The sequence below is a fragment of the Ruegeria sp. HKCCA5463 genome (assembly GCF_013034175.1).
Taxonomy (GTDB): Bacteria; Pseudomonadota; Alphaproteobacteria; order Rhodobacterales; family Rhodobacteraceae; genus Ruegeria.
On sequence record NZ_WQFL01000003.1, the window covers coordinates 97,211 to 123,422 of the forward strand.

At 60.0% G+C, this 26,212-nt stretch carries 24 protein-coding genes; 16 read left to right on the forward strand and 8 right to left on the reverse strand.

Going from position 1 to position 26,212, the window contains the following annotated elements; all coding sequences use genetic code 11:
• Nucleotides 1-8 precede the first annotated feature (8 nt).
• Nucleotides 9-944, reverse strand: a complete 936-nt coding sequence (locus GOW09_RS08655; RefSeq protein WP_171117449.1) for a glyoxylate/hydroxypyruvate reductase A — start codon at nt 942-944, stop codon at nt 9-11.
• A gap of 130 nt (nt 945-1,074) precedes the next feature.
• Here GOW09_RS08655 and GOW09_RS08660 point away from each other — a divergent pair, with 130 nt between their 5' ends.
• The 4 genes from GOW09_RS08660 (at nt 1,075) to GOW09_RS08675 (ending at nt 3,756) form a co-directional block, all read left to right on the forward strand.
• Nucleotides 1,075-1,302 (forward strand): hypothetical protein, encoded by a 228-nt coding sequence (locus GOW09_RS08660; protein WP_171117450.1) that lies wholly within the window; start codon nt 1,075-1,077, stop codon nt 1,300-1,302.
• Nucleotides 1,303-1,309: 7 nt separating this feature from the next.
• A complete protein-coding gene (locus GOW09_RS08665; RefSeq protein WP_171117452.1) occupies nt 1,310-2,116 on the forward strand; it encodes a thioesterase family protein in 807 nt (268 codons plus the stop codon).
• A 72-nt stretch (nt 2,117-2,188) separates the two neighbouring features.
• Complete coding sequence (locus GOW09_RS08670; protein WP_171117455.1) at nt 2,189-2,836, forward strand: DUF1007 family protein; 648 nt, start codon at nt 2,189-2,191, stop codon at nt 2,834-2,836.
• A complete protein-coding gene (locus tag GOW09_RS08675; protein ID WP_152457201.1) occupies nt 2,821-3,756 on the forward strand; it encodes a nickel/cobalt transporter in 936 nt (311 codons plus the stop codon). The genes GOW09_RS08670 and GOW09_RS08675 overlap by 16 nt, the downstream gene beginning before the upstream one ends.
• Before the next feature lies 1 nt (nt 3,757).
• Here GOW09_RS08675 and truA read toward each other — a convergent pair whose 3' ends face one another.
• Nucleotides 3,758-4,525 (reverse strand): tRNA pseudouridine(38-40) synthase TruA, encoded by a 768-nt coding sequence (truA, locus tag GOW09_RS08680; protein ID WP_152457202.1) that lies wholly within the window; start codon nt 4,523-4,525, stop codon nt 3,758-3,760.
• 107 nt (nt 4,526-4,632) lie between these two features.
• On the opposite strand from truA, the gene GOW09_RS08685 reads away from it, so the two are divergent.
• From GOW09_RS08685 to ileS, 6 genes are all read left to right on the forward strand, one after another.
• Complete coding sequence (locus GOW09_RS08685; protein WP_171117457.1) at nt 4,633-6,048, forward strand: YcjX family protein; 1,416 nt, start codon at nt 4,633-4,635, stop codon at nt 6,046-6,048.
• Nucleotides 6,045-6,500, forward strand: coding sequence for a GNAT family N-acetyltransferase (locus GOW09_RS08690; protein ID WP_171117459.1), 456 nt, complete (start codon nt 6,045-6,047; stop codon nt 6,498-6,500). Before GOW09_RS08685 ends, GOW09_RS08690 begins: the two co-directional genes overlap by 4 nt.
• A complete protein-coding gene (locus tag GOW09_RS08695) occupies nt 6,493-7,482 on the forward strand; it encodes a YcjF family protein (protein WP_171117461.1) in 990 nt (329 codons plus the stop codon). Before GOW09_RS08690 ends, GOW09_RS08695 begins: the two co-directional genes overlap by 8 nt.
• A gap of 60 nt (nt 7,483-7,542) precedes the next feature.
• A complete protein-coding gene (locus GOW09_RS08700) occupies nt 7,543-8,253 on the forward strand; it encodes a VIT1/CCC1 transporter family protein (RefSeq protein WP_171117463.1) in 711 nt (236 codons plus the stop codon).
• Nucleotides 8,254-8,431: 178 nt separating this feature from the next.
• Nucleotides 8,432-11,140 carry a DUF2339 domain-containing protein gene (locus tag GOW09_RS08705; protein ID WP_171117465.1) on the forward strand — a complete coding sequence of 903 codons (2,709 nt, stop codon included), beginning with the start codon at nt 8,432-8,434 and terminating at the stop codon, nt 11,138-11,140.
• Between the two features lie 164 nt (nt 11,141-11,304).
• Nucleotides 11,305-14,217, forward strand: a complete 2,913-nt coding sequence (gene ileS / locus GOW09_RS08710) for an isoleucine--tRNA ligase (protein WP_171117466.1) — start codon at nt 11,305-11,307, stop codon at nt 14,215-14,217.
• A gap of 40 nt (nt 14,218-14,257) precedes the next feature.
• Here ileS and GOW09_RS08715 read toward each other — a convergent pair whose 3' ends face one another.
• Nucleotides 14,258-16,216, reverse strand: a complete 1,959-nt coding sequence (locus GOW09_RS08715) for a hypothetical protein (protein WP_171117468.1) — start codon at nt 16,214-16,216, stop codon at nt 14,258-14,260.
• A 134-nt stretch (nt 16,217-16,350) separates the two neighbouring features.
• Between GOW09_RS08715 and GOW09_RS08720 the strand changes: the two genes are divergently transcribed.
• Nucleotides 16,351-16,806, forward strand: coding sequence for a methylated-DNA--[protein]-cysteine S-methyltransferase (locus tag GOW09_RS08720; protein WP_171117470.1), 456 nt, complete (start codon nt 16,351-16,353; stop codon nt 16,804-16,806).
• A 76-nt stretch (nt 16,807-16,882) separates the two neighbouring features.
• Nucleotides 16,883-17,350, forward strand: coding sequence for a hypothetical protein (locus tag GOW09_RS08725; protein WP_171117472.1), 468 nt, complete (start codon nt 16,883-16,885; stop codon nt 17,348-17,350).
• 21 nt (nt 17,351-17,371) lie between these two features.
• On the opposite strand, the gene GOW09_RS08730 is transcribed toward GOW09_RS08725, so the two are convergent.
• The 4 genes from GOW09_RS08730 to fsa all read right to left on the reverse strand — a co-directional run bounded on the left by GOW09_RS08730 (nt 17,372) and on the right by fsa (nt 20,611).
• Nucleotides 17,372-18,067 (reverse strand): phosphatidylcholine/phosphatidylserine synthase, encoded by a 696-nt coding sequence (locus GOW09_RS08730; RefSeq protein ID WP_171117474.1) that lies wholly within the window; start codon nt 18,065-18,067, stop codon nt 17,372-17,374.
• A 68-nt stretch (nt 18,068-18,135) separates the two neighbouring features.
• Nucleotides 18,136-19,056, reverse strand: a complete 921-nt coding sequence (locus tag GOW09_RS08735) for a tyrosine recombinase XerC (RefSeq protein WP_171117476.1) — start codon at nt 19,054-19,056, stop codon at nt 18,136-18,138.
• The gene (locus GOW09_RS08740) at nt 19,053-19,760 is read right to left on the reverse strand and encodes a DUF484 family protein (RefSeq protein ID WP_152457214.1); all 708 of its coding nucleotides are present in this window, start codon (nt 19,758-19,760) and stop codon (nt 19,053-19,055) included. The genes GOW09_RS08735 and GOW09_RS08740 overlap by 4 nt, the downstream gene beginning before the upstream one ends.
• A gap of 197 nt (nt 19,761-19,957) precedes the next feature.
• Entirely contained in the window at nt 19,958-20,611 is a 654-nt protein-coding gene (gene fsa / locus GOW09_RS08745) for a fructose-6-phosphate aldolase (RefSeq protein WP_152457215.1), read from the reverse strand.
• An 88-nt stretch (nt 20,612-20,699) separates the two neighbouring features.
• On the opposite strand from fsa, the gene GOW09_RS08750 reads away from it, so the two are divergent.
• The 4 genes from GOW09_RS08750 to GOW09_RS08765 all read left to right on the forward strand — a co-directional run bounded on the left by GOW09_RS08750 (nt 20,700) and on the right by GOW09_RS08765 (nt 25,598).
• Nucleotides 20,700-22,895 carry a primosomal protein N' gene (locus tag GOW09_RS08750; protein WP_171117478.1) on the forward strand — a complete coding sequence of 732 codons (2,196 nt, stop codon included), beginning with the start codon at nt 20,700-20,702 and terminating at the stop codon, nt 22,893-22,895.
• Between the two features lie 79 nt (nt 22,896-22,974).
• Entirely contained in the window at nt 22,975-24,207 is a 1,233-nt protein-coding gene (locus tag GOW09_RS08755; RefSeq protein ID WP_152457217.1) for an MFS transporter, read from the forward strand.
• Nucleotides 24,208-24,273: 66 nt separating this feature from the next.
• Nucleotides 24,274-25,152 (forward strand): 50S ribosomal protein L11 methyltransferase, encoded by an 879-nt coding sequence (locus GOW09_RS08760; protein ID WP_171117480.1) that lies wholly within the window; start codon nt 24,274-24,276, stop codon nt 25,150-25,152.
• Between the two features lie 89 nt (nt 25,153-25,241).
• Nucleotides 25,242-25,598 carry a hypothetical protein gene (locus GOW09_RS08765; RefSeq protein WP_224857539.1) on the forward strand — a complete coding sequence of 119 codons (357 nt, stop codon included), beginning with the start codon at nt 25,242-25,244 and terminating at the stop codon, nt 25,596-25,598.
• 113 nt (nt 25,599-25,711) lie between these two features.
• Here the strand turns inward: GOW09_RS08765 and GOW09_RS08770 are convergent, their stop codons facing one another.
• Complete coding sequence (locus tag GOW09_RS08770) at nt 25,712-25,927, reverse strand: DUF1127 domain-containing protein (RefSeq protein ID WP_170344966.1); 216 nt, start codon at nt 25,925-25,927, stop codon at nt 25,712-25,714.
• Nucleotides 25,928-26,212: the final 285 nt, after the last annotated feature.

Sequence of the window (26,212 nt, forward strand, 5' to 3'; positions counted from 1 at the left end):
CTCAGAATTCAGTAGCCCTTATCACGATTGACTTCATGCAGCAAGGCCACGCCGGAACTGAGGCGTCGGAAGTTTTCAGCCACATCCGACAAGGCGTCGCCCAGATGCCAGCCTGAAACATGTGGAGTGATCGTCACGCCGGGGTGGCGCCATAGCGGGCTGTCTTGTGGCAAAGGTTCCTGCGAGGTGACGTCCAACACGGCATGCCCCGGAACACCTGCGTCCAGTGCCGCGATGAGGGCGTCCTCATCAATCAGATTTCCGCGCCCCGCGTTCAGCAACTGACTACCGGGTTTCATCGCCGCCAGCATCCGGGCATCAAACAGGCCAGCGGTCTGAGGGGTCGAAGGCAGGATTGCGCAAACGTGGTCACATTGGCCAAGTAGCGCGGGCAACGCGTCCTGCCCGTGCATGCAAGTTACGCCTTCAATGGCTTTGGGCGTCCGGCTCCAGCCCATGACCTGAAAGCCCACGGCGTGCAGCATCCGCGCGGTGCGGGCGCCGATGTGGCCAAGACCCAGAACACCGACCACGGTGTCCGGCGTAAAAACCGGTGCGCGCGGGGACCACTCGGCGCGGGTTTGGGCCGCTTCGTGAAACGCCATGTGTCGCTGAGCGCGCAGGATATAGGCCAGAAACCACTCGGCAATGCCCTGTGCCGGTGCGTCAGGCTTCAGGCGGGCGATGCGCACGTGACCGGGCAGACCAGGATGGCTGACAATGGTCTCGACCCCTGCGCCCAGCTTTTGAACCAGTTTCAGGTTCGGCAGTCGCGTCGGGTGGTCACGTTGCATGTCAACCACGGCCAGCATCGTTATGTCATCCGGATTGCCCAACGTTTCGGCGGTGCGGATATCCGCATCCGGTAACACGGCCTGTAAACTGCGGGCAATTTCGTCATCACTTATCCAGTTGGACAGCCCGGTTTCGATCAACAACGCCATGTGCGGCTCCTGCATATGTTTGATGTGGTGACGTCCCGTCACTGCGGTGGACAGGGCCCGGGCAGTTAAGCCATCCTTGCGGCAAAAGTATAGCCCGGACCCGGTGCTTCAGTGGGACATTTCCGAAAACATGACATTCAGCCTGGCCGTGCAAATTCATGATCATCTGCAAGACGTTGCTGATATGACCGGGGCCGAGGTCACTCGGATGGATGACGCATGTGTCCCTGGCGGTGATGGCGAAACTGATCGCAAGGCCAGCGTGTCAAACAAATTCGCCCCCAAAGTCGGAACGGGGAAAGTGTTTGAACGCCTGGCTTCAGACAAACGGAAACGATTTGCGCAAGAACAGACCTGAGGATCACATGGCCGAAGCGCTCGACTTTACCAACACGACCTATTTTCATCAGCGCGAGGACGGGGCGTTTGTTGGCAACGATGCCGCGCGCGGGCCTTGGTCTGCCGCACATTGCCACGCGGGGCCGGTCAGCGGCTTGATCGTTCGGGCCGCAGAAACCGAAATCGGCCCGGAGAAGATGCTGACCCGACTGACTGTCGATTTGCTGAGGCCGCTCCCGCTGGCCGGGCTTCGCGTTGCGGCAGAGACCACGCGCCACACAAAGACACTCGGGACTACGCGGGTCACGGTGCACGATCTCGACGATACGTTGTGCGCCACGGCAACAACCATGCACCTGTTGCGGCGCGATCTGGGGCAGGTGCCGAATGTCGAAATGGATGCGCCGCGAATAGAGGACGTTGTCGATGGCCCTTTTCCGATAGGTGAAATTCGCCACGACCTGCCAGGCTTTGCCCATTACAGCGATATTCGCTATCCCGCAGGGGGAAAACAGGGGGCCGGGCCCAAAACGATTTGGATGCGTACTCCGCAGCTTTTGCAGGGCGACGATCAATCGCCCATACAGGCCCTGTGCCCGTTGGCGGATTGTGGCAACGGTATCTCATGGAATGCGCCGACCACTGAAATGGGGTTCATGAATACGGACCTGACCGTGCATATCCACCGTGAACCGATTTCGGATTGGCTGGCCTCAAAATCGATTTCGCATTGGCAGCCTTCCGGCATCGGCATGTCTCAGTCCGTCCTCTTTGATACGCAAGGTCCGGTGGGCACAGCGCTGCAAACACTGGTTCTGTTTCCGCCGACCTGATGTTGGGCCGGATTTCGCATCGGGAGTGAAAATGTCGTTGCCGCCACGCGGACGGAGACCTATCTTGCGCCTATGCGTTACCTTATAACCACTATGATCCTTTGTTTGCCGATGCAGGCCAACGCCCACCCGCATGTCTTCATTGATACCGGGCTGGAGTTCATCGTGGATGACGCTGGTCAACTGACCCATGTTCGCGTGACCTGGGCGTATGACGAATTCTACTCGTTTCTGGTTCTGGAAGACATGAAGCTGGATCAGGATGCTGACGGCGTTCTGACGGAAAGCGAAGAACGGTTCCTGACCGGGTTCGATACGCAGTGGGTGGAAGGATATAACGGCGATCTTGTCGTTACCGCAGACGGAAACCACGTCGCGCTGTCGGGCCCGATGGAGGCGCAGGCGACAGTTGAAGACGGGCGCGTTGTCACCACGCATCTCAGGGCGGTGGAGGCCGGTTCCGTCGCGGCCGCGGCGCTGTCTGCGAAAGCGTTTGATGAGACGTTTTATACCGCCTACGAGGTGACGCGGCCCGTGACCGTGACGGGCCCCGCCGCGTGCCAGATTGACCGGTTTGACCCGGATATCGACGGCGAACTGGCCCAGATGCAGGCCTTTCTGCTGACCCTGGACGCCGACTATGACCTCGAGGAAAATGACATCCCTCTGGTCGGTGAACGTTTTGCGACCGAGATCCGCGTTTCATGTCCCGCTACCTGATCCTGCCTGTCGGCCTGGCGATTGTACTGCTGCTCTGGTTTTGGGGCAGCGGAGGCTTTGACAGTCTTGCAGCCTGGGCTGCGGGGGAGCAACGAGAATTCCAGAACCAGATCGCCCGATCCTTGCGTGCCGCGCGTGCCGAGCAACCCGAGGCGGTGGCAACGCTGTTGACAGTCTGTTTCGCCTACGGGTTCTTTCATGCCATCGGCCCCGGCCACGGAAAGGTCCTGATCGGGGGTTACGGTTTGGGTCGGCGTGTCGCCTTCTGGCGGTTGTCGGCGATCAGTGTATTGTCCAGCCTGGGGCAGGCGGTGACGGCCGTCGTCTTGGTCTATGCCGGGGTGCTGGTGTTCCAGATGTCCCGTGAAAGCCTTGTTGGAACGACGGAACAGGTCATGGCACCGATAAGCTACGGAGCGATCGCCCTTATCGGTCTTTGGCTGGTGGTCCGGTCCTTGCGCAGTTTTGCAAAGAGACGGAATACCACGTCGCCCCATGAGCACCATCATCATGAAAACGATCACTCGCATCACCCTCACCACGATGGAGAAGTCTGTTCAGATTGCGGCCACCGCCATGGCCCGACCGCGCAGGAAGTTGCAAATGTGGGTTCACTGCGCGAGGCCCTGATCCTGATTGCGGGCATCGCGGCACGACCGTGCACAGGGGCTTTGTTCGTGCTGATTCTGACGTGGCAGATGGGCATCGCGATGGTCGGTATCGCCGGGGCTTTTGCCATGGCATTGGGCACGGCGCTGGTGACGACACTGGTGGGATGGACGTCCTTTGGCCTTCGCGGAGGTCTGCTGGCCTCAGCCTCAGCCACACGGTTCGCGTCGGTGCTGGCCCCAACAATCGAACTGGTGGCCGGGCTGATCATTGCCGTGATCGCAAGTGGTTTGCTGCTGCGTGCGATTTAGGTCAGTCGAAAACCGGTTCCGGATACCCGACCCGCGCCAGATACAGCCCCTGCGGCGGGCACACTGGACCGCAGGCCGCACGGTCGGCAGCTTCCAGCGCCTCGCGCACCTCTTCCGGGGTCCACGCTCCGGCGCCCACACGTTCCAGCGTTCCGACGAAACTGCGCACCTGATTGTGCAGAAATGACCGAGCCCTTACGTGGAAATGAACCTCGGGGCCGGAAAAGCCCTGAACCTGTTCAACCCGCAACTCATCCAGAGTTTTGACCGGGCTGGCCGCCTGGCAAATCGACGACCTGAAGGTCGTGAAATCATGGCGACCCAGCAGCATGTTCGCCCCTTCCTGCATGGCCTCGACATCCAGCGGATGGTTGATCTGCCAAACCTGCCCTTTGTCATGGGTTGCAGGCGCGCGTCGCATCAGGATGCGGAACAGGTATTGCCGTTCGACCGCTGAAAACCGCGCGTGCCAATCGTCGGTCACGCGCGCGGCGTCCACGATCGCCACCGGCTGCGGTTTGAGGTGATAGTTCAGTGCCTCGGACAGGCGGAACGGGTCCCAGTCCTTGGCCATGTCGCAATGGGCGACCTGACCCAACGCGTGAACGCCGGCGTCGGTGCGCCCTGCGGCCGCAATCGTATGCGCACCCGGCTGGATACGGGACAGGGCCTGTTCGATTGCGCCCTGCACGGACGGCTGATCCTTTTGCCGCTGCCATCCGGCAAACGGTTCCCCCTGGTATTCGACTTTCAACGCGTATCTGGGCATGTGCCGCTGGTACAGCTCGGCGCGGGAACGGGCAAGGGGGCGAAAGCGCTGGTATGTGCGGTACCCTCTACCTATCTTGGGTGAAACGATAATTGCGGGGCGACGGATTGGTCATCTCATCTCTGGCAGACAGTCTTGTGCGCGGCGTCGAAACCATCGGCGACAGCGTATCCGAGACGTTTTTTGAGCCTGTCATCCGCCTGGGTGTCACCGGGTTGGCGCGGTCGGGCAAGACGGTTTTCATCACCTCGCTGGTGGCGAACCTGCTGGATCGGGGGCGCATGACCGGGTTGGTTGCGCAGCAGGAAGGTCGGATCAATGCCGCCTATCTGCAACCGCAGCCGGATGACACCGTGCCCCGGTTCGATTATGAAACGCACCTGTCCGCCCTAACGGGTCCGACACCGCACTGGCCGGACAGCACGCGCGCGGTGTCAGAGCTGCGCCTGTCCTTCAAAGCCCGCCCAGCCGGCTTGCTTGCCGGCTTGCAGGGACCGCGCACCGTTCATCTGGACATCGTCGACTACCCCGGCGAATGGCTTCTGGATCTGGCCCTGCTGGACAAGTCTTATGCAGACTGGTCTCGGGAAACACTGGAACGTATCGAGGCCCGCTCGGAGGCGGTCGAGTATCTGGGGCAGGTCAATGCCGCAGACCCTTCCGGCGCGCATGACGAGCCGACCGCGCAGGCGCTGGCATCGTCGTTCACGACCTATCTCAATCAGGCGCGTGAAGCGGGGTATTACGACTGTACCCCCGGGCGGTTCCTGCTGCCGGGGGATCTGGCCGGATCTCCGGTTCTGACCTTTGCGCCGTTGGTGGTGTCTGGCCCGTCGCGGCGCAGAACGCTTCAACGCGAGATGGAACGGCGATTTGAAGCCTATAAAGCCCAGGTCGTGAAACCGTTTTTTCGCGATCATTTCTCGCGCATCGACCGGCAGGTGGTTCTGGTCGATGCGCTGGGCGCTATTCACAAAGGTCCTCAGGCGGTCGAGGACATGCGCCGCGCCATGGCTGATATCCTGTCGGCCTTTCGCCCCGGCCGAAACGCGTGGCTCAGCCAATTGCTGCTGGGCAAAAGGGTTGAACGCATCCTTTTTGCGGCGACAAAAGCGGACCACCTGCACCACATGCAGCACCCCCGCCTGACCGCGATTATCGAGGCGTTGACGCGTGAGGCGCGTGATCGGGCGAATTTCGCCGGAGCCCGGACCGAGGCCCTGTCTCTGGCTTCGCTGCGTGCTACGACCGAAGAACTGCGCCACCACGACGGGACAGACTTGCCATGCGTTCGGGGTACCCTGTTGGAGAGCGGCAAACAGGCCGCCTTCTACCCGGGAGAATTGCCCGAGGATCCAGCGCATCTGTTGGGTCCGGCCCGCAACGGGGCTGATGCGTGGTTGGGCGAAGATTACGGCTTCATGGCCTTTGCCCCGGCAAAGCTGTCGCTGAAACCCGGTGATGGCCCGCCGCATATCCGGCTGGACAGGGCGGCACAGTTCTTGATCGGAGATCGGTTGTGACGACAATTCTGCGCCACGCACGCCCGACGGATGCGGGCACCATCGGGTCGATCCTGCACAATTTCGCCTTGGAAAAAGACTGGATGCCTGAATTGCACAGCTGCGCCGAGACGATCGCTTTCTGTGGTCGAATGATTGATCTGGAATGGGTGACCGTGGCCGAAACCGAGGCCGGCGTTGTTGGTTTTTTGGCGCTCGACGGTCGTGAAATCCATTCGCTTTATCTGGATGCTTCGGTTCGGGGCCGCGGGATTGGTCGGCAATTGCTGGATCACGCCAAATCGGCCCGCTCAGAGCTGAGCTTGTACGCGTTTCAGGACAATGCCCGAGCCTGCCGGTTTTATGAACGTAACGGCTTTGCCGAGGTGGCTCGCAGCGATGGGGCGGACAACGACGAAAACCTGCCGGACATACGGTTTGTCTGGCGCAGCGAGGATGTGATCAATGGCTAAAGGCCCGGTTTTGATCGATCTTGAAACGGATGAGCCCCCTGCCGATGTCGCCAAGGCCCCGCCGGTGCCGGACATCGCGCAACCACAAGGGCAGGCGATGCAAGGCGCGGCGCGGCTGGCGGCGCGCAGACCATCGGCTCTGGCACGCTGGTTCTGGGGGCTTGCTCTGGCGGTGATCGGGGCGGCCGTATCGGTGGCCGCGTGGGATTTTGCAACTTCGCTGGTGGCGCGAACACCTGTTTTGGGTTGGATCGTAACCGGATTGATCGCCGCGCTGGTTCTTGTGGCGCTTATGATCGCAATCCGTGAACTGGCCGCATTGGGGCGATTGTCCCGTGTGGATGGCCTGCGCCGGGCCGCAGATGCCGCGTTGGCAGAGGACGATCTGGCTCAGGCCCGCGCAGTCACCAATCGTATCATCGCATTCTACAAAGGCCGGGAAGACACGCGCTGGGGCCGCGAACGATTGACCGAGCGGATGGCGGATCAGTTCGATGCGTCAGCTCTGCTGGAACTTGCCGAAGTTGAGCTGTTGGCGCCTCTGGACGAAGCCGCCAGCCGCGAGGTCGAGGCCGCGGCCCGGCAAGTTGCAACCGTGACCGCATTGGTGCCATTGGCGCTTGCGGATGTGATAACCGCGCTGGCCGCGTCATTGCGGATGATCCGCCGGGTTGCCGAAATCTATGGCGGGCGCGCGGGTACGTTGGGCGGCTGGCGTCTGACCCGCAGTGTATTTGTGCATCTGGTGGCGACAGGGGCGGTTGCAGTCGGCGATGATCTGCTGGAGCCCGTCCTGGGCGGTTCGGTTCTGAGCAAACTGTCACGCCGGTTCGGCGAGGGTCTGGTCAACGGTGCCCTCAGCGCTCGTGTGGGTGTGGCCGCGATGGAGGTGTGCCGCCCGTTGCCCTTCTCGGACAGGCACAAACCTTCGACGCGGGGCATCATCAAGCGCGCCTTGCAGGGCCTGTTTTCCAAGGGTTGATCCAAAGCAAGGCGCCCCGGCCTGCGCTTCGGCACACTGAATGTGTCAAAGGAGCCAGCCATGACGGATCACGGTCACAGCCCGCAGGAAATCGCCGAACGGATCAACGCGCCGCCCGGCCGCGGCGTGTTGCGCGATGTCGTCTATGGCGGCATCGACGGGTCCGTCACCACATTTGCCATCGTGGCAGGCGTTGCAGGGGCAGGCCTTTCCCCTTTCGTTATCGTGGCGCTTGGCCTGGCGAATGTTCTGGCTGACGGGTTTTCGATGGCGGCGGGCAATTATTCGGGCACCAAGGCCGAGCTGGACAACATTCGCCGCATCCGCGCGGTCGAGGAACGCCACATTGCGTTGTACCCGGATGGTGAGCGCGAAGAAGTGCGAGAGATCCTTGCGCAAAAAGGGCTGTCTGGCGACATTCTGATCGAGGCCACGGCAGAGATCACCTCGAGCAACGAAAACTGGATCAACCTGATGATCGAAGGTGAATATGGTCTGGGCAGTGTCGACCCGCATCCAATGAAAGCGGCTGTGGCCACCTTCTTCGCGTTTCTGGTGGCGGGGATGATCCCATTGCTGCCGTTTCTGGCGTCCGTGCCGAACGCGTTTGCGATCTCGGCCTGGATGACCATGGCTGTCTTTTTTGCGATTGGCGCGCTCAAAAGCCGGTGGTCACTGGCCCCCTGGTGGCGGTCGGGGATCGAGACGTTTTTGATCGGCGGGCTGGCCGCGCTGATCGCGTATCTCGTCGGGTCCTTGTTCCACCCATAAATTTTGCGCCGCTGGGATGACGGTTGTTGCGGCAGGCGTTACCGCAGACCCCGGACCTTTTCAGGCCGACGATCGCGCGTCCGGCGATTTCGGTGCTTTAGATCGGATCACAGCTTTCCTGACTGTCACTTTCGGACGGCTCAAGATAGCCTGACCTCCAAAAGGATCGGAGACTCGGTTGGAATCGCTGCTTGTTCTTGTTGGCCTGATAGTTCTGGCCATCCCTGTGACATTGATCGCTCTTTTGGTCGGGCATTCCCGATTGCGTCGCCGGGTAGAGCAGCTGGAAGCGCAAATCAACGCCTTGGCCTCAGGCGATGCGACGGTCCTGCCGCAACCGGAACAGGAAACGCCTGCACCGCAACCTGCTGCTGAAGAAAAGCCGCGCAGGCCGGCACCTTGGTCGGCTCCAAAACGGCAGGAAGACAACAGTGCCGACGCTCAGGATGCAGAGATTTCTTCTCCGGCTGTCGTGTTTCGCCATGACAGGTTTGCGGCTTTGGGCGCGTGGCTGCGCGAGAACTGGTTTTATGTGGTTTCGGCCCTGTCTCTGGCATTGGCCGGTATTTTCCTTGTGCAATACGGCGTCGAAAACGGTTTGCTGCCGCCGGCGGCCCGTGTCGTCGCTGCCCTGGGTTTCGGCACGGTTCTGATCCTCGGAGGAGAAGTCCTGCGCCGCAAGTTCGGTGATGACGAAGCGGTGGCAACCGCCTATCTGCCCTCGGTCTTTTCCGGTGCCGGGCTGGTCACTTTGTTCGGGGCGATCCTGTCCGCGCGCCAGCTGTACAACCTGATCGGTGCCGAAACGGCACTGGCAGGGATGGTCGTTGTCGCGCTGGTGGGCCTCGTTCTGGGGTGGTTCCACGGTCCGCTGCTGGCTGCGGTCGGTTTGATCGGTGCCTTCGCGGCGCCTTTCCTGGTCGGGGGCACGTCCGATGATCCGTCGTGGCTTTATGCGTATTTCCTGCTGGTTGCCGTCTTGGGGCTGGGTATCGACACGGTACGGCGCTGGGCATGGATCTCGGTCCTGACGCTGTTTGGGGCTTATGCGGCGAACCTGCTTCTGGTGATGGGCGCGCCGAGTACGGAATCGGGATACCTGATCGCGGCAACGGTGCTGGCGCTTTTGGCAACCGCCATTCCGGTGCGACGCATTTGGCCAAATCACGCGGGCCCCATGCTGACTGAGATGATCCGCCGCCCAAAGGCCCGCCCTTGGCCGGAATTCCCAACTCGACTGGCCGCCGGGGCCATCGCGGCAAGTACGGTGATCCTGTCCTGGCATTGGGCGGACACGGAACCCGAATTCTGGTTGGGCGTCAGCCTGTTGTCTGCCCTTGTTCTGGCTCTGCTTCTATGGGCTAAGGATGCACCGGCCCTCCGGGACCTGACCGTCCTGCCTGCGGCTGGATTGGTGGTCTTTGTCGCCTCTCACGGGCTTGAGAATGGCGCGGTTCTGGACAGGTTTGCGGGCACTTACGCGGAAACGCCCGAGGCCGACTATCCGATGGTGGTGACTGTTCTGGTCGCCTTGGGAGGTTTGATGTCGGCCCTGATGGCCTGGCGTTCATTCACGACCAGCCAGTATCGCGCCGTCTGGGCCGGAGGAGCGGCGCTTTTTGCCCCTGTGCTGGCCATCGCGCTGGAAATAGGCTGGCATCCGGCTTTGGTGATCGGAGCCTACCCCTGGGCGCTCCATGCGATCGCACTGGCGGTGCTGATGGTGGTTCTGGCAGAACGTTTTGCCCGTGTTGACGGCGATGAACGGATGCGAGCGGCTCTGGCCACTCTGTCCGCGCTGTCGTGTCTGGTGTTCGCTTGCGTCATCGTGCTCAGTTCATCGGCGCTCACGGTTGCTCTGGTCGCCAGTGTCGTGGTTGCCGCAGCGTTGGACCGCAGGTTCATCCTGCCGCCGATGAGCTGGTTCATCTGGGCTGGTGTCTTTACCGTCACGGTGCGTTTGGTGCTTGATCCCGGACTGGACTGGGCCAATTCCGCTCCGGTGTCCGAGATGGCGATGGTCTATGGCGCGGCCACATTGGGATTTGTCGTGGGCTGGTGGCTTTTGCGTCCGTTGAAGCGCCCTCTGGCGGCGCTGCTACTGGAAAGTGCGGCCTGGGCGACAGCGGGTATCCTGCTTTCCTTGCTGCTGCTGCGTTGGCTCGAAGGCTTTGGCGAGGGCGGCGCTGACAACAGCCATTGGGGCCTGGGTCTGTTGGCCGTCATCTGGCTTTTGCTTGCGTTCGCGCAGGTACAGAGGTTCGGGTTGGGTGGCAAACTGAACTACCTGCGATACCTGCTTGCTCTGTTCTTTGCGGGTCATGGCCTTTTCTATCTGTTGCTGGCATTGGCGGACCAGAACCCCTTGTTTGATCCGAATGCCGATCCGGTGCTTGGGCCGCCGGTTTTGAATACGCTGGCCGTTGCCTATCTGTTGCCCGCATTGGCCATCGGCGGATCGGCCTGGAGGATCAGGGAAATGCCGAAACCGATCATGCAAGCAAGCTTTGCCGTTGCAGGGACGTTGGCCGCAGTTTGGTTGGGTTTGACGATCCGTCACGTCTGGCAGGGCGCGGCGGGGATGTATGAAGTCAACGGCGTCACCCAGCCGGAACTGTATACCTACACTTTGGTGCTGCTGCTGATCGGGGCCGCTCTGTTCTATCAATCTCTTGCCCGCCGATCCGACCTGATGCGCAAGGCAGGGCTGGCGGTGATCGGGCTGGCGGTGGCCAAGGTCTTCCTGATCGACATCGCCGGTCTGGGCGGCCTGATCCGGGTGTTTTCGCTGTTGGCGCTTGGCCTTGCGCTGGCCGGTCTTGCGTGGCTGAACCGGTGGGCGAAACTGCGCCATTCGCCGCAGCGGGCAGAACCTCTGGACCATTAGGTGCAGGCGTCATATAAGCGCGCCATGCATGACCGGATGGCCATCATTATTCGAATTATATCCCCGGCGCTCTGACCTCCTGAGACGCCGGGCAAAGGTGTTTGAGACTTCGCACCGACCGCTTCGATCCAATAGACGACCAGATCATCCAAAGGACGCCCCAAATGTGCGCCGACACGATCCAGACACCTGACTACAAAGACACGCTGAACCTGCCCAAAACCGATTTCCCCATGCGCGCCGGCCTGCCCAAGCGCGAGCCCGCATGGCTGGAACGGTGGGAGACCATCGGTGTCTATGACCGCCTGCGCGAGAAAGAGGGCCGCTCGCCCTTTACCCTGCACGATGGCCCTCCTTATGCAAATGGGCATCTGCATATCGGCCACGCCCTTAACAAGACCATCAAAGACATGATCGTGCGATCCCATCAGATGATGGGCTTTGATGCGCGATACGTGCCCGGCTGGGACTGCCACGGCCTGCCGATCGAATGGAAGATCGAGGAACAGTACCGCAAGAAGGGCAAGAACAAGGACGAGGTGAACATCGTCGACTTCCGTCAGGAATGCCGCAAGTTCGCCGAGGGCTGGATCGACATCCAGCGCGAAGAGTTCAAGCGTCTGGGCATCACCGGCAACTGGGCCGATCCTTACATCACCATGGACTATCACGCCGAGGCGGTGATTGCGGACGAATTCATGAAGTTCCTGATGAACGGCACGCTCTATCAGGGTTCAAAGCCCGTGATGTGGTCGCCCATCGAAAAGACGGCCCTTGCTGAGGCCGAGGTCGAGTATCACGACAAGGAAAGCTTCACCATCTGGGTGAAGTTCAAGGTCGTGAATGCGGGCGATCTTGATGATGCCTATGTGGTGATCTGGACGACGACGCCGTGGACCATGCCGTCGAACAAGGCCGTCGTCTATGGCAAGGACATTTCCTACGGTCTCTACGAAGTTACCGACACGCCCGAGGAATGCTGGGCCAAGGTAGGCGACAAATTCCTGTTGGCCGACAACCTGGCCGCCGATGTATTGGGCCGTGCCCGTCTGAACGACGATCAGTGGACCCGTGTGCGCGACGTGACCGCCGACGAATTGGAGAGCGTGCAGCTGCTTCACCCGCTGGCCGGGGCCGAAGGCGGCAATGGCGAATGGGACGACATCCGCGATTTCCGCGCCGCTGACTTCGTGACCGATACCGAAGGCACCGGTTTCGTCCACTGCGCGCCGTCCCACGGGATGGAGGAGTTCGAGCTGTACCGTGATCTGGGCATGCTGGAACAGGTCATCACCTATAACGTGATGGACGATGGCTCGTTCCGTGCCGATCTGCCGTTCTTTGGCGGCAAATACATCCTGTCCCGCAAGGGCGGCGAGGGTGACGCAAACAAGGCCGTCATCGACAAGCTGGCCGAAGTCGGCGGGCTGCTGGCGCGCGGCAAGATCAAGCACAGCTATCCGCATTCGTGGCGCTCGAAGGCGCCGATCATCTATCGCAACACGCCGCAGTGGTTCGCATCCGTCGACCGCAAACTGGATGACGGTATGGGCGAGATGGGCGACACCATCCGCGAACGTGCCCTGCGGTCGATTGACGAGCTGGTGAAGTGGACGCCGCAGTCCGGCCGCAACCGCCTGTATTCGATGATCGAAGCGCGCCCGGATTGGGTTCTGTCGCGCCAGCGTGCATGGGGTGTGCCGCTGACCTGCTTCACCAAGAAGGGCGCTCTGCCCAACGACGCGGATTACCTGCTGCGCAACGCCGAACTCAACGCCCGCATCAAGGCAGCGTTCGAGAAGGACGGTGCGGATGTTTGGTACACCGACGGCTTCAAGGAAAAGATCCTCGACGGAATCGCCAACCCGGACGACTACGAACAGGTCTTTGACGTGCTGGATGTTTGGTTCGACTCGGGTTCCACCCACGCGTTCGTTCTGCGCGATCGCGAGGACGGGACCGAGGATGGCATCGCCGATGTCTACATGGAAGGCACCGACCAGCACCGCGGCTGGTTCCATTCGTCCATGCTGCAAGCCTGCGGCACCAAGGGCCGCGCGCCCTATCGCAACGTAGTGACCCACGGTTTCACGCTGGATGCCAAGGGTAACAAGATGTCCAAGTCGCTGGGCAACACCATCGTGCCGGAAGAGGTCGTCAAGCAATACGGCGCCGATATCCTGCGCCTGTGGGTGGCGCAGACCGACTATACCGCCGATCAGCGGATCGGGCCGGAGATTCTGAAGGGCACCGCCGACAGCTATCGTCGTCTGCGCAACACCATGCGGTTCATGCTGGGCTCATTGGCCGACTTCACCGAGGCCGACCGCGTCGCGCCCGAGGATATGCCGCGTCTGGAACGCTGGGTTCTCAGCCGTCTGGCGGAATTGGATGCGCAGGTGCGCAAGGGTTATGCCGCGTTTGACTTCCAGGGTGTTTTCAGCGTCGTGTTCAACTTTGCTACGGTTGATCTGTCGTCCTTCTATTTCGACGTTCGCAAGGATGTTCTGTACTGCGACGGGGACAGCACACGCCGCCGCGCCGCGCGCACTGTTCTGGATATCCTGTTCCACCGTCTGACCACCTGGCTGGCCCCGGTTCTGGTCTTCACCATGGAAGAGGTCTGGCTGGAGCGGTTCCCGGGCGATGACAGTTCGGTCCATCTGGTGGACTTTCCGGACACACCCGCCGATTGGCGCGATGCCGAGCTTGAGGCCAACATGGCCAAGGTGCGCCGTGTGCGCCGGGCCGTGACCGCCGCGCTGGAGGTTCAGCGTCAGGACAAGGTGATCGGCTCCAGCCTCGAGGCGGCACCGATCGTGCATGTCGAGGATGGCGATACCCGCGATCTGCTGGCCACGTTCGACGTGGACGACATGTGCATCACCTCGGGCCTGACCGTGACCGGCGATCCCGCCCCGGCCGAGGCGTTCCGTGTGCCGGAAATCGAAGGCGTTGCCGTCGTGTTCGAAAAAGCAGAAGGCGAGAAATGTCAGCGTTGCTGGAAAATCCTGCCTGATGTGGGCCGCCACACCCACGCGGGCGTCTGCGGGCGCTGCAATGAGGCATTGGGATAAATCAACGCGCCCCCCGAATTCAGTCGGGGGGCATTTAGGGCTATGTCTGCACAGGCTGCGGTGTTGGATTGAACAGATCAAAGCCAATCGCGGGATCTGACAGGGCTTTCCAAACCTGATAGTCCGTAAAGTAACCGGTGTGCCCGCCGGGATCGACCGGGATGTTTCGATTTGCAAAAATGAGACCACCCTCGATCTCGGTTCCGACAAAATCGTCCTGCCGGAAGATGTTGAACCACGAGGCGTTCAACTGACTGGCGGTGATGGTGAACATCTCGGGAAAATAGCGCTGATAGATATGCGTGACCGGAGAGCCCATCGTGATGAGTGTCAAAGTCCGCCCGCCGATGCGTCTCTGGACGCGTGGGTCAGCAAGCATCTGTGTGGCAATCACGGTGCCCTGCGAATGGGATATCACCGTAATATGATCCGCTGGAAAGATATCGAGAACATAGTACAACGTGCGATAGAAACGTTCGTCTATCGCCTTGCGATCCGGATAGTTGCGTTGTCGCGTTTCCAGATCTTTTCCCAGATAGCATTTGTCACGAATGGCGTAGGTAACGATATCCCGTGCAACGCCCAGCCCGGCGGAAACAAAATCAGAAAACCGGTACATCAACGCAGTTGCGCCAAGAACGATTAGGCCGATCTCGCCTTGCGAACAGGCCAACCTGTCCAAAGCCCAAGAGATCGGGTTGGTTTCACCTATGCCCACGTTGCATGCGGCCTCAAAACTCTGGTTGGCTGCGATCTCTCGGATCGTGACCAGAACCAGCACGATTGTACCAAACAGAAAGACCCACTGCGCCAGCCGGTTTACAATCGCCCGGCTGATCAGACCGCTGCGGGTGTGAAGGTTGGCCTTGTACGTTTTGCGACCTGCAAAAAGCCCGACGCCAACGAACCCCAACAGAACGATGGCCACAAAGGCCACGCTGAGTGTTTCGATGGACTCGTTCAAATTGCTTTCAAAAAGACGTTGCAGCTGACCGCCGGACAGGCCCGAAACAGTTTCCAGCAATTGCTCTATGGTCAACCAGAGGCCGGAAATGAAGAACATCCAGAAAACCAGCATGCCTGCACAGATGCTGGGGTACAGCCGCCTGTGCTCTGAAAGTGTGTCATTGATCTGCAGCGTCCAGGCGGACAACGCGTAAAGAATGAGTGTCAGGAAGATAAGAGTGGCCCAGAAAATGGACAGCAGAAAAACCTGAAACGCCACGAATTGCTCCAGGGCCGGCGGGCAATTTCCCGTGTCGGAAGGGACGCAGACCCACAATTTCAGGCCCAGCGGCCCAATGACCAGGCACAGAGTCAGTGCTGTTCCCATTGCGAGCATTCCACGCCAGAAGACCCGCCTGAGATAGGTCGGCGCCGATCGGCTTTGCCCCAGCCCGACAATGGCCCCGCCGGCGTACAGCCCGAACAGAAGCCAGAACAACAGGGCAGGGTTCTGGAAAACCGAGACAGGTATCCGGTCGGTCATGACCGCTGCGGCACCAATCAACAAAAAGACGTTCAGCGTCGCAACCGCACCGAAGAAGATCCATGTGAAAAGATGTACCAGCTGTGCCGCAAGTGTATTCCTGCCATTGGGCTGGTCCGAGGCAACGCCTTTGCGGATGTGGGTTTGCTCGACATTGTCCATCGCCAGATATCCCAACGCCAGAACGACCCAAATCAGGTCCAGCACGGTTTTGATCGCTCCTTTCGGGGCCGGAGAGCGATCAGCCCAATAAACTTCGGCAAACAGGGCCTTGTCCTGAGGAACAGCCGGGTCAGTCACCGTGCGCAGATTGACTTCGAACAGCTCTGCATTTCTTGGATTTCCGTCGAAGGTGGATTCGGCCAGTTCGATCATGCCGCGTTCGACTTCGATCGGTGGTCTGGGGTTTCCATCCAGCCAGGTTGTTGCTGCGCCAACGACCTGATCGACGGTTTCGCCGGGTTTTTGTTCACCGATTCCATGTACCGTTAGGATCAAATGTCGACCCATTGCGTTCTCCAAAATCTCTTTAAGTAACGGCAGGAGCGTATCACGAATGGCGCCAATGCCCAAAAATGACGTTTTGCGTGGTCTTGTACATTCCCGCGCTTGTGCTTGGTGCTTTGATCTGAAACCGTCGGTCCATGGCGATGATTTCCGTTGAAACTCAGTTCGGACGACTTGGTGTTGAAGAAACAGACGGAGCCCTTACACGGCTTGTCTGGAACGGCAGGGACGAGGGTGAGCCGACTGCGCTGCTGCGCGAAGCCGCCGCCCAGTTGAGGGCCTATGATCAAGGGCGGCTTGACCGTTTCGATCTGCCGTATCGCATTGACGGATCAGAGTTTCAAAAGCAGGTCTGTGACCTGATCTATGCCATCCCGCTTGGAGAAACGCGCACCTATGGCGATATCGCCAAAGAACTGGGGCAACCCGCCCAGCCGGTTGGCCAAGCCTGCGGATCAAACCCCATTCCCGTGATCATTCCCTGCCACCGGGTACTGGCCGCAAATGGCTTGGGCGGTTTTTCGGGCGACGGTGGTGTTGAGACGAAAGTTGCCCTGTTGCGGCATGAGCGGGCGGCAGGTCTTTTGATCTGAGCGTCGAAATTCGGTTGCAATCCGCTTTTTGCAGACACAACTTGTAACCATTGCTGAATTTGAAGGACCGCATTGCATGACCACTGAACAAGACCGTGCAGCCCGCAAGAAGGCCATTATCGACCGGTTGATGTCGCTTGAAGCGCAAGAGCTTGCAACGGCGCAGGCGCATTACGACGCGTTTTTGAAAGATGCTCAATTGGACGACCGGGAAGGTCACGACAAGGATGACATTGCCGCATCGCGGGAAAACGCCGATCTGGCGGCTGCCTTCGACGCGCCTGTCCATGCGCATCATGCAAAGATTGATGTCATCGAAAATACCGATTTCAGCCTTGCCGACAGGGTCAGGCCAGGAGCTGTGATCAAGTTCAACAACCGCAGATTTGTTGTGTGTGTTTCAACAACGCGGTTCGAAGTGGATAGCAAGACCTATATGGGCATTTCAACCCAAAGCCCGATTTATCTGGCGATGGCAGGTCTGCAAAAGGGCGACGTCTTTACCCATAACGGCACCGAATTCGAGGTGCAGGACGTTCTGTAAAACGGGACGGGCAGCGCTGCGTCAGGCGTGGCGCTGCGGAACAACCTGTTGGGCGATGCCTGCGAAGGTCAGGTACAGGCTGGTGATGACCAGCCCCCAATGGGCCCAGCTTTCGGGGTGAAAATCGACCCAGGCGGCCCAACCTGCGAAGAACGTCCATGCCAGCGCCATCGGCAAGGTCAGGCTGCGCCAGCGCTCGGTGCGGACGGGATGAACGAATTTCAGCGGCAGAAACATGGCCAGCGACAGCAACGTGACCAGCATCAGGATGATCCAGAAATTCGGCTCCAGCGCGAAGATCACGATGACGAACATGTTCCAGCACCCGGGAAAGCCGGAAAAGGAATTGTCCTTGGTCTTCATGCGTGTATCCGCGAAATACATCGCACTGGCAAAGGTGATGACGATGATCGCGAACCATCCGGTCCAGCCGTCCATCAGCCCCGACTTGAACAGGGCAAAGGCCGGGATGAACACATAGGTCAGGTAATCGATGATCAGATCCAGCAGAACGCCGTCGAACTCGGGCGCGTTGTGCTTGACGTGATAATGTCGCGCCAGCGGGCCATCGATACCGTCCACGATGAAAGACACGACCAGCCAAAGATACATAAGGCTCCATTTCTCTTCGACGGCAGCCAGCATGGCCAGCATGGCAAAAACAGCGCCTGTTGCAGTAAAGAGATGAACGGAAAGAGCTTTGAATCTGAGTGTCATGCGAGCGTCATGACTGATGCGCGTCCGAGATGCAAACCAAAAGCCCGGGTTTCTAGGTGATGTGCACGTCAGGCTTTGGGATGCGCGCGGTTGTAGACCTCCATCAACCGCGCTGTGTCCACCGCCGTATACGCCTGCGTCGTCGACAAAGAGGCGTGGCCAAGAAGCTCTTGGATGGCACGCAGGTCGCCTCCGGCTGACAGCAGGTGGGTGGCAAAGCTGTGCCGCAACGCGTGAGGTGTCGCGGTTGAGGGCAGGCCCAGCTGCATACGCGCTTTGGCCATAACCCCTTGGATTGCACGTGGGTTCAATGGCCCGCCACGGACACCTCGAAATAGGGCTTTGTCCTGTGCTCGTGGATGGGGGCATAACTTCAGGTATCTGTCGACCGCTTCACGGGCGGCAGGAAGAACCGGTACGACCCGTTCTTTGTCGCCTTTCCCGACGATGCGCAGCGTGGCGGGCAAAGGTACGTCCGCTCCGGTCAGGGACAGCGCCTCGGATATGCGCAGGCCGCATCCGTACAGCAGCGTCACAACCGCGACGTCGCGCGCCGCGACCCAGTCGGATGTGGATTGCAGTTCCACCGTATCGATCATGGCGCGGGCTGCATCTTCGGCCAGTGGCCGGGGCAGTTTCTTGGTGAATTTCGGCGCGCGGGTGGACAGAACGGCGGTGGGCTCGAACCCCTCACGCTCTGCCAGCCAACGGTAGAAGCTTTTGACCGCCGACAGTTTACGCGCCAAAGACCGCGCGCTGACGTCCGCGCCGCGCTGATCCGCCATCCAGGCGCGCATATCCGACACTGTGATCCGTTCCAGCGCCTTCAGGCCATGCCGTTCGGCGTGATGCAGGGTCATGAACGACAGAAACTCGACGACGTCGCCACGATAGGCGTTTAGCGTATTCTCGGATCGTCCGGCCAGTGCGCTCAGGCTGTCCAGCCAATGCTGAAGCGCGTCGCGGCAGGCAGGCGAGATCAGGCTCACGACAACCAGTGGCGCATCGAGCGTTCGAACACGCCGGCAAAAAAGGCCAGAAGATCGGTGCCCAGCTGCGGTGTGAAATGCCGCGGGTCGCGGGCGGCCATGACGATCATGCCAGGCAGGCGACCGGCCCCGAGGTCCAGCTTCAGGCAGGCCTCGGAACGAAGCTGATCGGCCTGTGACCCGAAAATACGCCGACTCGGCTGATGGATTTCCCGCAAGATCACATCCCGCGCAGGACCGCCGCGATCAATGGTCAGGTACCGGTCGATGAAACCGGGTTCCGCAATCGTCAGGACCCCGCCCAACGTGTCGATTGCGGGATCGTTCTGAACCACGGTTGTTTCCAGAACCAGCGTAACGCTGTCGACGCGCAGGATGTCCGCCACATCGGCGCCCAGCGTGCGCAGGAAATCTTCGAACTCGACAGGTTCCAACAATCGCAGAATGGCGCGGTGGACCTGATTGGTGCCCGCGAGGTTTTCATAGGCCGCAGCGATGACGGAACGGTGGGTGTCTTCCAGCCGATCCAGTCGCGCCTCGAGCCGTTGCATCGCAATGCCGCGCAGGTCAATCACGTTGTCGCCGCGCGCTTGCTCGTTGGCAGCGACAAGCGCCTGCATCAGGTCTTTGTCGTCCAGTACGACATCCGGCTCGGCCAGAATCGCCGCGCGGAGGTTATCCTCGAGTTTGGGGGTGCTGCTCATGTCCCGTCCGGTCTTTTTTTGTTGTCGCGGCTTATAACATGCCGGACCGGATTTGCCTTGGAAAAAATGCACGCAAGGGTGGATTTCCTTGCATGCTGTGGCAAGAGGCTCCCGCCCGCCATGCCTGATCACAGAACAGGCATTTGGCCGTTGGGCCGGGCGCGGCGCCTTTCGGCACCGCGCGGTCGGGTCTGGGATCAGAGGATCTTCTGACCGGTTTTGGCCCAGTCCGCGAGGAAGGTTTCCAGACCTTTGTCCGTCAACGGATGGTCGGCCAGTTTCTTGATCACGGCAGGCGGCGCGGTGATCACATCGGCCCCGATGCGGGCGCTGTCGGTCACGTGGTTGACGGTCCGGATCGATGCTGCAAGGATTTCGGTCTCGAACCCGTAGTTGTCATAGACCTGACGGATGTCTGCGATCAGGTCCATGCCGTCGAGGTTGATATCGTCAAGCCGTCCGATGAAAGGCGAGATGAATGTCGCGCCCGCTTTTGCAGCCAGAATCGCCTGATTGGTTGAGAAGCAGAGTGTCACATTGACCATCTGGCCTTCGTCGCTGAGCGTCTTGCAGGTTTTCAGGCCGGCCCATGTCAGCGGCACTTTGACGGCGATATTCGGCGCGATCTTGGCCAGTTTGCGGCCTTCGGCGATCATGTCGTCAGCTTCGGTGGCGACAACCTCGGCCGATACCGGGCCATCGACCAGATCACATATCTCTTTGGTCACTTCCAGAATGTCGCGACCTGACTTCAGGATCAGCGAAGGGTTGGTGGTTACGCCGTCCACCATGCCCAGATCGTTCAGTTCGGCGATGGCGTCGATCTCGGCGGTGTCTACGAAGAATTTCATGAGGGCAGTCCTTTGATGGGTTGGCCTTGGTCGCGGATGGCTTTACCTCAAAGAGACCCCTGCTGGAACCCCCTGCGAAGGATATGCCGTGAGCGCTAACGGATTTTTCGACCAAGGAGAGCTGGTTGCGGTGCTTACAACGCAGCCGCTTGACCGGACGCTGGATTACAAGGCGCCCGAAGGCGGGTGCGTTCTGGGCGCTTTTGTCGAGGTTCCTTTGGGCCCGCGCAAGGTTCTGGGGGTGGTTTGGGGGCCGGGGCAGGGCGGCTTTGACCTGAGCAAGGCGCGCTCGGTAATCCGGGTTCTTGACGTTGCACCGATGCGTGAAGAGATGCGGGTGTTTCTGGAAAAGGTCGCCGATTACACTCTGACACCCATGCCTGCGATGCTGCGTCTGGCGACGCGGGCACCGGGCTTGGGTGATCCGCCATCGATGCGCAAGGTCTATCGGTTGGGTGAAGGTCAACCAGACCGAATGACCGATGCCCGGACCCGGGTTCTGGAGGTATTGCGCGACTACGGCGGGCTGGCTTTTACCTTGAAGGAACTCGCCGAGCAGGCGGGTGTAACGTCATCCGTTGTCAAAGGGTTGGTCCAACAAGGCGCCGTGCGCGAAGAGGACAGCCCGCGCGACCTGCCTTATCCTCATCTTGATCCGGACCTTCCCGGGAAAGACCTGACAACGGATCAGGCCGCGGCGGTCGAACGGCTTCAGGCCGGGCAGCGGACCGGCGATTACGGCACCACGCTGCTGAAAGGCGTTACCGGTTCCGGTAAGACCGAGGTCTATTTGGAGGCCGTGGCCGAGGCACTGCGCATGGGGCGGCAGGCCTTGGTTCTGCTGCCCGAGATTGCCCTAACCGCAGAATTTCTGACCCGGGTCGAGGCGCGGTTCGGTGCGCGCCCGGCGGAATGGCATTCCGGCGCAACCATGACGGAACGGCGGCGGGTCTGGCGGATGGTCGGGCAGGGCAATGCGCAACTGGTCGTGGGCGCCCGGTCGGCGCTGTTTCTGCCATTTCGCGATCTGGGGCTTGTGGTGGTCGATGAGGAACACGACACGTCCTACAAACAGGAAGACGGCGTGCACTACAGCGCACGCGACATGGCGGTTCTGCGCTCGGCGATCTGTGGCGCGCGGGTGATTCTGGCCAGTGCGACACCTTCGCTTGAAAGTTGGGCCAATGCCGAGGCGGGCAAGTACGAAAGGCTTGACCTGACCTCGCGCTTCGGAGCGGCGGTATTGCCCGAGATGAAGCCCATCGACATGCGGGCCGAGCAGATGCAGCCCGGAACGTGGGTTTCTCCGTCTTTGCGGCAAGCGGTGCAGCAGCGGATCGAAAAAGGTGAACAATCGCTGTTGTTCATCAACCGCCGTGGCTATGCGCCGGTCACGTTGTGCCGGGCCTGTGGTGAGCAGATCGCCTGTGATCAGTGCGACGCACGCATGGTCGAGCACCGGTTTCTTAAGCGATTGATGTGCCACCAATGCGGCGAAACCAAGCCGATGCCCGAAGCCTGCCCCTCCTGCGGCGTGGAGGGCAAGCTGGCCCCGGTCGGGCCGGGGATCGAACGGCTGGCGGAAGAAGCCGAGGCGACCTTCCCGGAGGCGAAAATCGCGATGCTGAGTTCCGATCTTTTTGGTTCAGCCCGGGCATTGAAAGCCAAGATTGAAGAGATCGCCGCCGGGGATGCCGACATCATCATCGGTACGCAATTGGTGGCGAAGGGGCACAACTTCCCCAAGCTTACATTGGTCGGTGTGATTGACGCTGACCTTTCCCTGCACGGCGCGGATCTGCGTGCGGCCGAGCGTACGTTTCAATTGATGCGGCAAGTGGCTGGGCGCGCGGGACGGGCGGACAAGCCGGGGCAGGCGCTTTTGCAGACCTTTCAACCGGAACACCCGGTGATCCGGGCCATCCTGTCGGGTGATGAGGAAGGGTTCTGGAAAGCCGAGGCAGCGGGTCGACAGGCAGCAGGCGTGCCACCCTATGGTCGCATGGCCGGGATCGTGCTGTCGGGCCCCGAGGTCGGACCGGTCTTCGATATCGGCAATGCAATGGCCCGCAACGATGCGCCCCTGCGCGCCATCGGTGCTCAGGTCTTTGGCCCCGCGCCTGCACCCATTGCGCGTATACGCGGCCGCCACAGAGTGCGCTTGTTGGTGAAAGCACCGAAAGGGGCGCCGATTCAGGATGCCATCGCCCGCTGGATCGCCCCATTGCGTCTGAAGGGCGATATCCGCCTGACCGTCGATATCGACCCACAGAGTTTTTACTGACCTCTGCAACTGTGCAGGGTGATTGTGCGCAGACCGCTTCCCTCTCGCCAAAGCAGCGAAATGGGCGTAGAGGGGTCTCATGCTGAAACCGATGCCCCTTACCGAGGCGCAGAGCCTGCCGTTCTGGCGCCGCCCCATCACGCTGTTGTTCATGATGGCGCTGACCATGCCCATTGCGTTCAACGCATGGAGCGCGCTGCTGAACAACTTTGTTATTGAAGTGGCGAACTTTGATGGCGCGGATATCGGTCTGCTGCATACGGTGCGCGAGATTCCGGGGTTTCTGGCGGTTGGCGTGATTGCCGTCATCATTTTCATTCGCGAGCAGGTGCTGGCGATGATCTCTCTGATGATGCTTGGCGTCGCAACGGCGGTGACCGCGTGGTTTCCCAGCCTGGGCGGGTTGCTGTTTGTGACCTTGTTCAGCTCGATCGGGTTCCATTACTACGAGACCGTAAACCAGTCGCTTCAATTGCAGTGGCTGCCCAAGGATCGTGCTCCGCAGGTGCTGGGATGGCTGGTTGCGATGGGATCGGCGGCGACCATGGTGGTGTATGGGCTGATCGTACTGACCTGGGATCGCTTTGATCTGTCCTACAACTTTGTATTCATGGCGTCGGGTGGAGTTACGGCTGCGCTGGCACTGTTCTGTCTGTTCGCCTATCCGCAATTTGATGCGCCCACGCCGCAGACCAAGAAGCTGATCCTGCGTCGCCGGTATTGGCTGTATTACGCATTGCAGTTCATGGCAGGCGCGCGGCGGCAGATATTTGTCGTTTTTGCCGGGTTCATGATGGTCGAGAAATTCGGCTTTGAAGTGCATGAGCTCACCAGCCTTTATCTGATCAATCTGATGATCAACATGATGGCCGCCCCATTGCTGGGAAAAGCGGTGGCAAAGTTCGGTGAGCGGCGCACGCTGATATTTGAATATACCGGTCTGGCCATCGTGTTCGCAGCCTATGGCGGCATCTATTGGTTCGGTTGGGGCGTTCTGCTTGCGGCAATCCTTTATGTGATCGACCACGTGCTGTTTGCGCTGGCTTTGGCATTGAAAACCTATTTCCAGAAAATCGCCGACCCTGCTGATATCGCGCCGACCGCTGCGGTGGCCTTTACGATCAATCATATTGCGGCGGTGTTTTTGCCCGCTTTGCTTGGCCTGCTTTGGGTCGTGTCGCCGGGTGCTGTGTTTGGCCTGGCCGCGGCGATGGCGATCGTTTCGCTGCTGCTGTCCCTGTTGATCCCGCGTCACCCCGAGCCTGGCAACGAGACCATCCTGACCAAATACGCTCCGGCCCCTGCGGAATAGGTCTCGGCGCTTGACGTTGACGGCGCGGCGTCCTAGGCGCGGTGTCAATCGAGACAGGAGGCCCCAATGCCCACATTCACCGCACTGACGACGCTGACAGGTAAGAAGGCCGCCGAAGGTCTGGGCGAGGCGATGGAACGTCTGGAGCCAGAGCCAACCGGCGTTGGTGTGTTCGAAGTCGAAGACGGATCCGGCCTGTGGGAGGTCGGCGGATATTTCACCGAAGCCCCCGACGAGACCGCACTGGCGGTTCTGGCCGCGGCATTCGACGCCAAACCGTTTGTTGTTTCAGAGCTGCCGGAAACCGACTGGGTTGCGCATGTACGGCGCGAGCTTGCGCCCGTCGAGGCGGGGCGTTTCTTTGTCTATGGAAGCCACGATGCCGACAAGCTGCCCGAGGGTCGCATTCCATTGCTGATCGAGGCCGCAATGGCCTTTGGCACCGGCCACCATGGTACGACGTTGGGGTGCCTCAAGGCCTTTGACAGATTGCTGTACGAAGGGTTCACCGCGACGAAAGTGGCGGATATCGGCTGCGGCACCGCCGTTCTGGCCATGGCCGCAGCCCGGGTTTGGGACGGCGACATCATTGCCAGTGACATTGATGAAGTGGCCGTTGACGTGGCCGAAGCCAACCTCAAGGCGAACGGGATGTCCGGTGCCGTACGGTGCGTGGAAGCCGCTGGTTTCGATCACCCCGATCTCAGGGCGCACGCGCCCTATGACCTGATCTTTGCCAATATTCTCAAAGGTCCTCTGGTCGCCCTCTCGCCGGAAATCGCGGCGAATCTACGTCCCGGAGGGTATGCAATCCTGTCGGGGATCCTCAACGAACAGGCCGATGATGTGGTGTCCGTTTATTCTCAAAATGAATTCAATCTTACCCATAGGGATGAGATTGGTGAATGGACGACCCTAATCTTAATGAAACAGGGCGCAAACTAGGCCATTTGCAGGAGTTTTGTGGAATTTTGCCACGTTTTTGTCGTAATCTCTTTTTACCGTTTTCTGACTGAAGTCGAGGGGGGCGGTTTTTGGAGGCTGCCATGACGGGTAAACAACTGGAGTTCACTCAGCGCGTTAATCGCCTGAACAAAAAACATCAAAAGATGAGCCGTGGCTATCGCGCGACGATGCGCAAGGATGGTCTGGTCGTCATGAAGCCGCAGCGGGTAAGCTCGGCAGTGCCGGCCAGGGTGCTGTTGCTTACGCTTCTGAGTGTTGTGGCGTTCAAGGCGTTTCTTTTGTCCAGCCTTGGCCCGACCGGATACCAATATCGGATCGACAGTTTAAACGAAGGCACATCGGTCGAAAAAGCAGGTGCCTGGGTGATGCAGATTGACCCGGTGTCGCAGGCGATTGCCGTGCAACTCAACAAGATTTTATACTGAATCTCAGTTTTGACTCAGTTTTCGGACGAAAAACACCGCGTGCCCGGGGCGCGCGGTGTTTCTGTTTGCCCCTCAAGGGAGGAGGAAGGGGCGTATGCGAGTGGTGGTCGGTATCACCGGCGACCTTGGGCGATGGCGTCGATGTCGCCACGGCACAGGCCGATATCTTCCAGTTCACGATCGCTTAGACCGGTCAGCGCGTTGCGGGTAACGCGGGCGTCATTCCATTCGACGGCGGCGTTCACGGCCGATACGAAAAATGCGCCGATACGGCCAACGAGGCCGAACGAGCCAGTGGAGGCGAAGCGGGTGGTGTCCAGTGCAGCCATATCCTGTTTCCTTCTGGTTGGTGTTCATTTTGCAGTCTTGCGATCTGCCCGGCATCTAGTGCCGCCAAATCGCCCGCACAAGTTCAGTTTTTGCATGTGTCCTATGCGTTTCCTGCAATGCTCCAAAAGGCTGTAATCCCCTTAAATAATTGGTGAAAACGCGTTCACAAAAGTGTCGAATTCGGACTTTTTGAAGTCGCAAATGGCGTGTTGAGTCGCCTTTGGGACAGGTGTGTCGTTTTCAGGCATTGGGTCAATTCGCTTGGAAAATGTTCACGCTTCGTG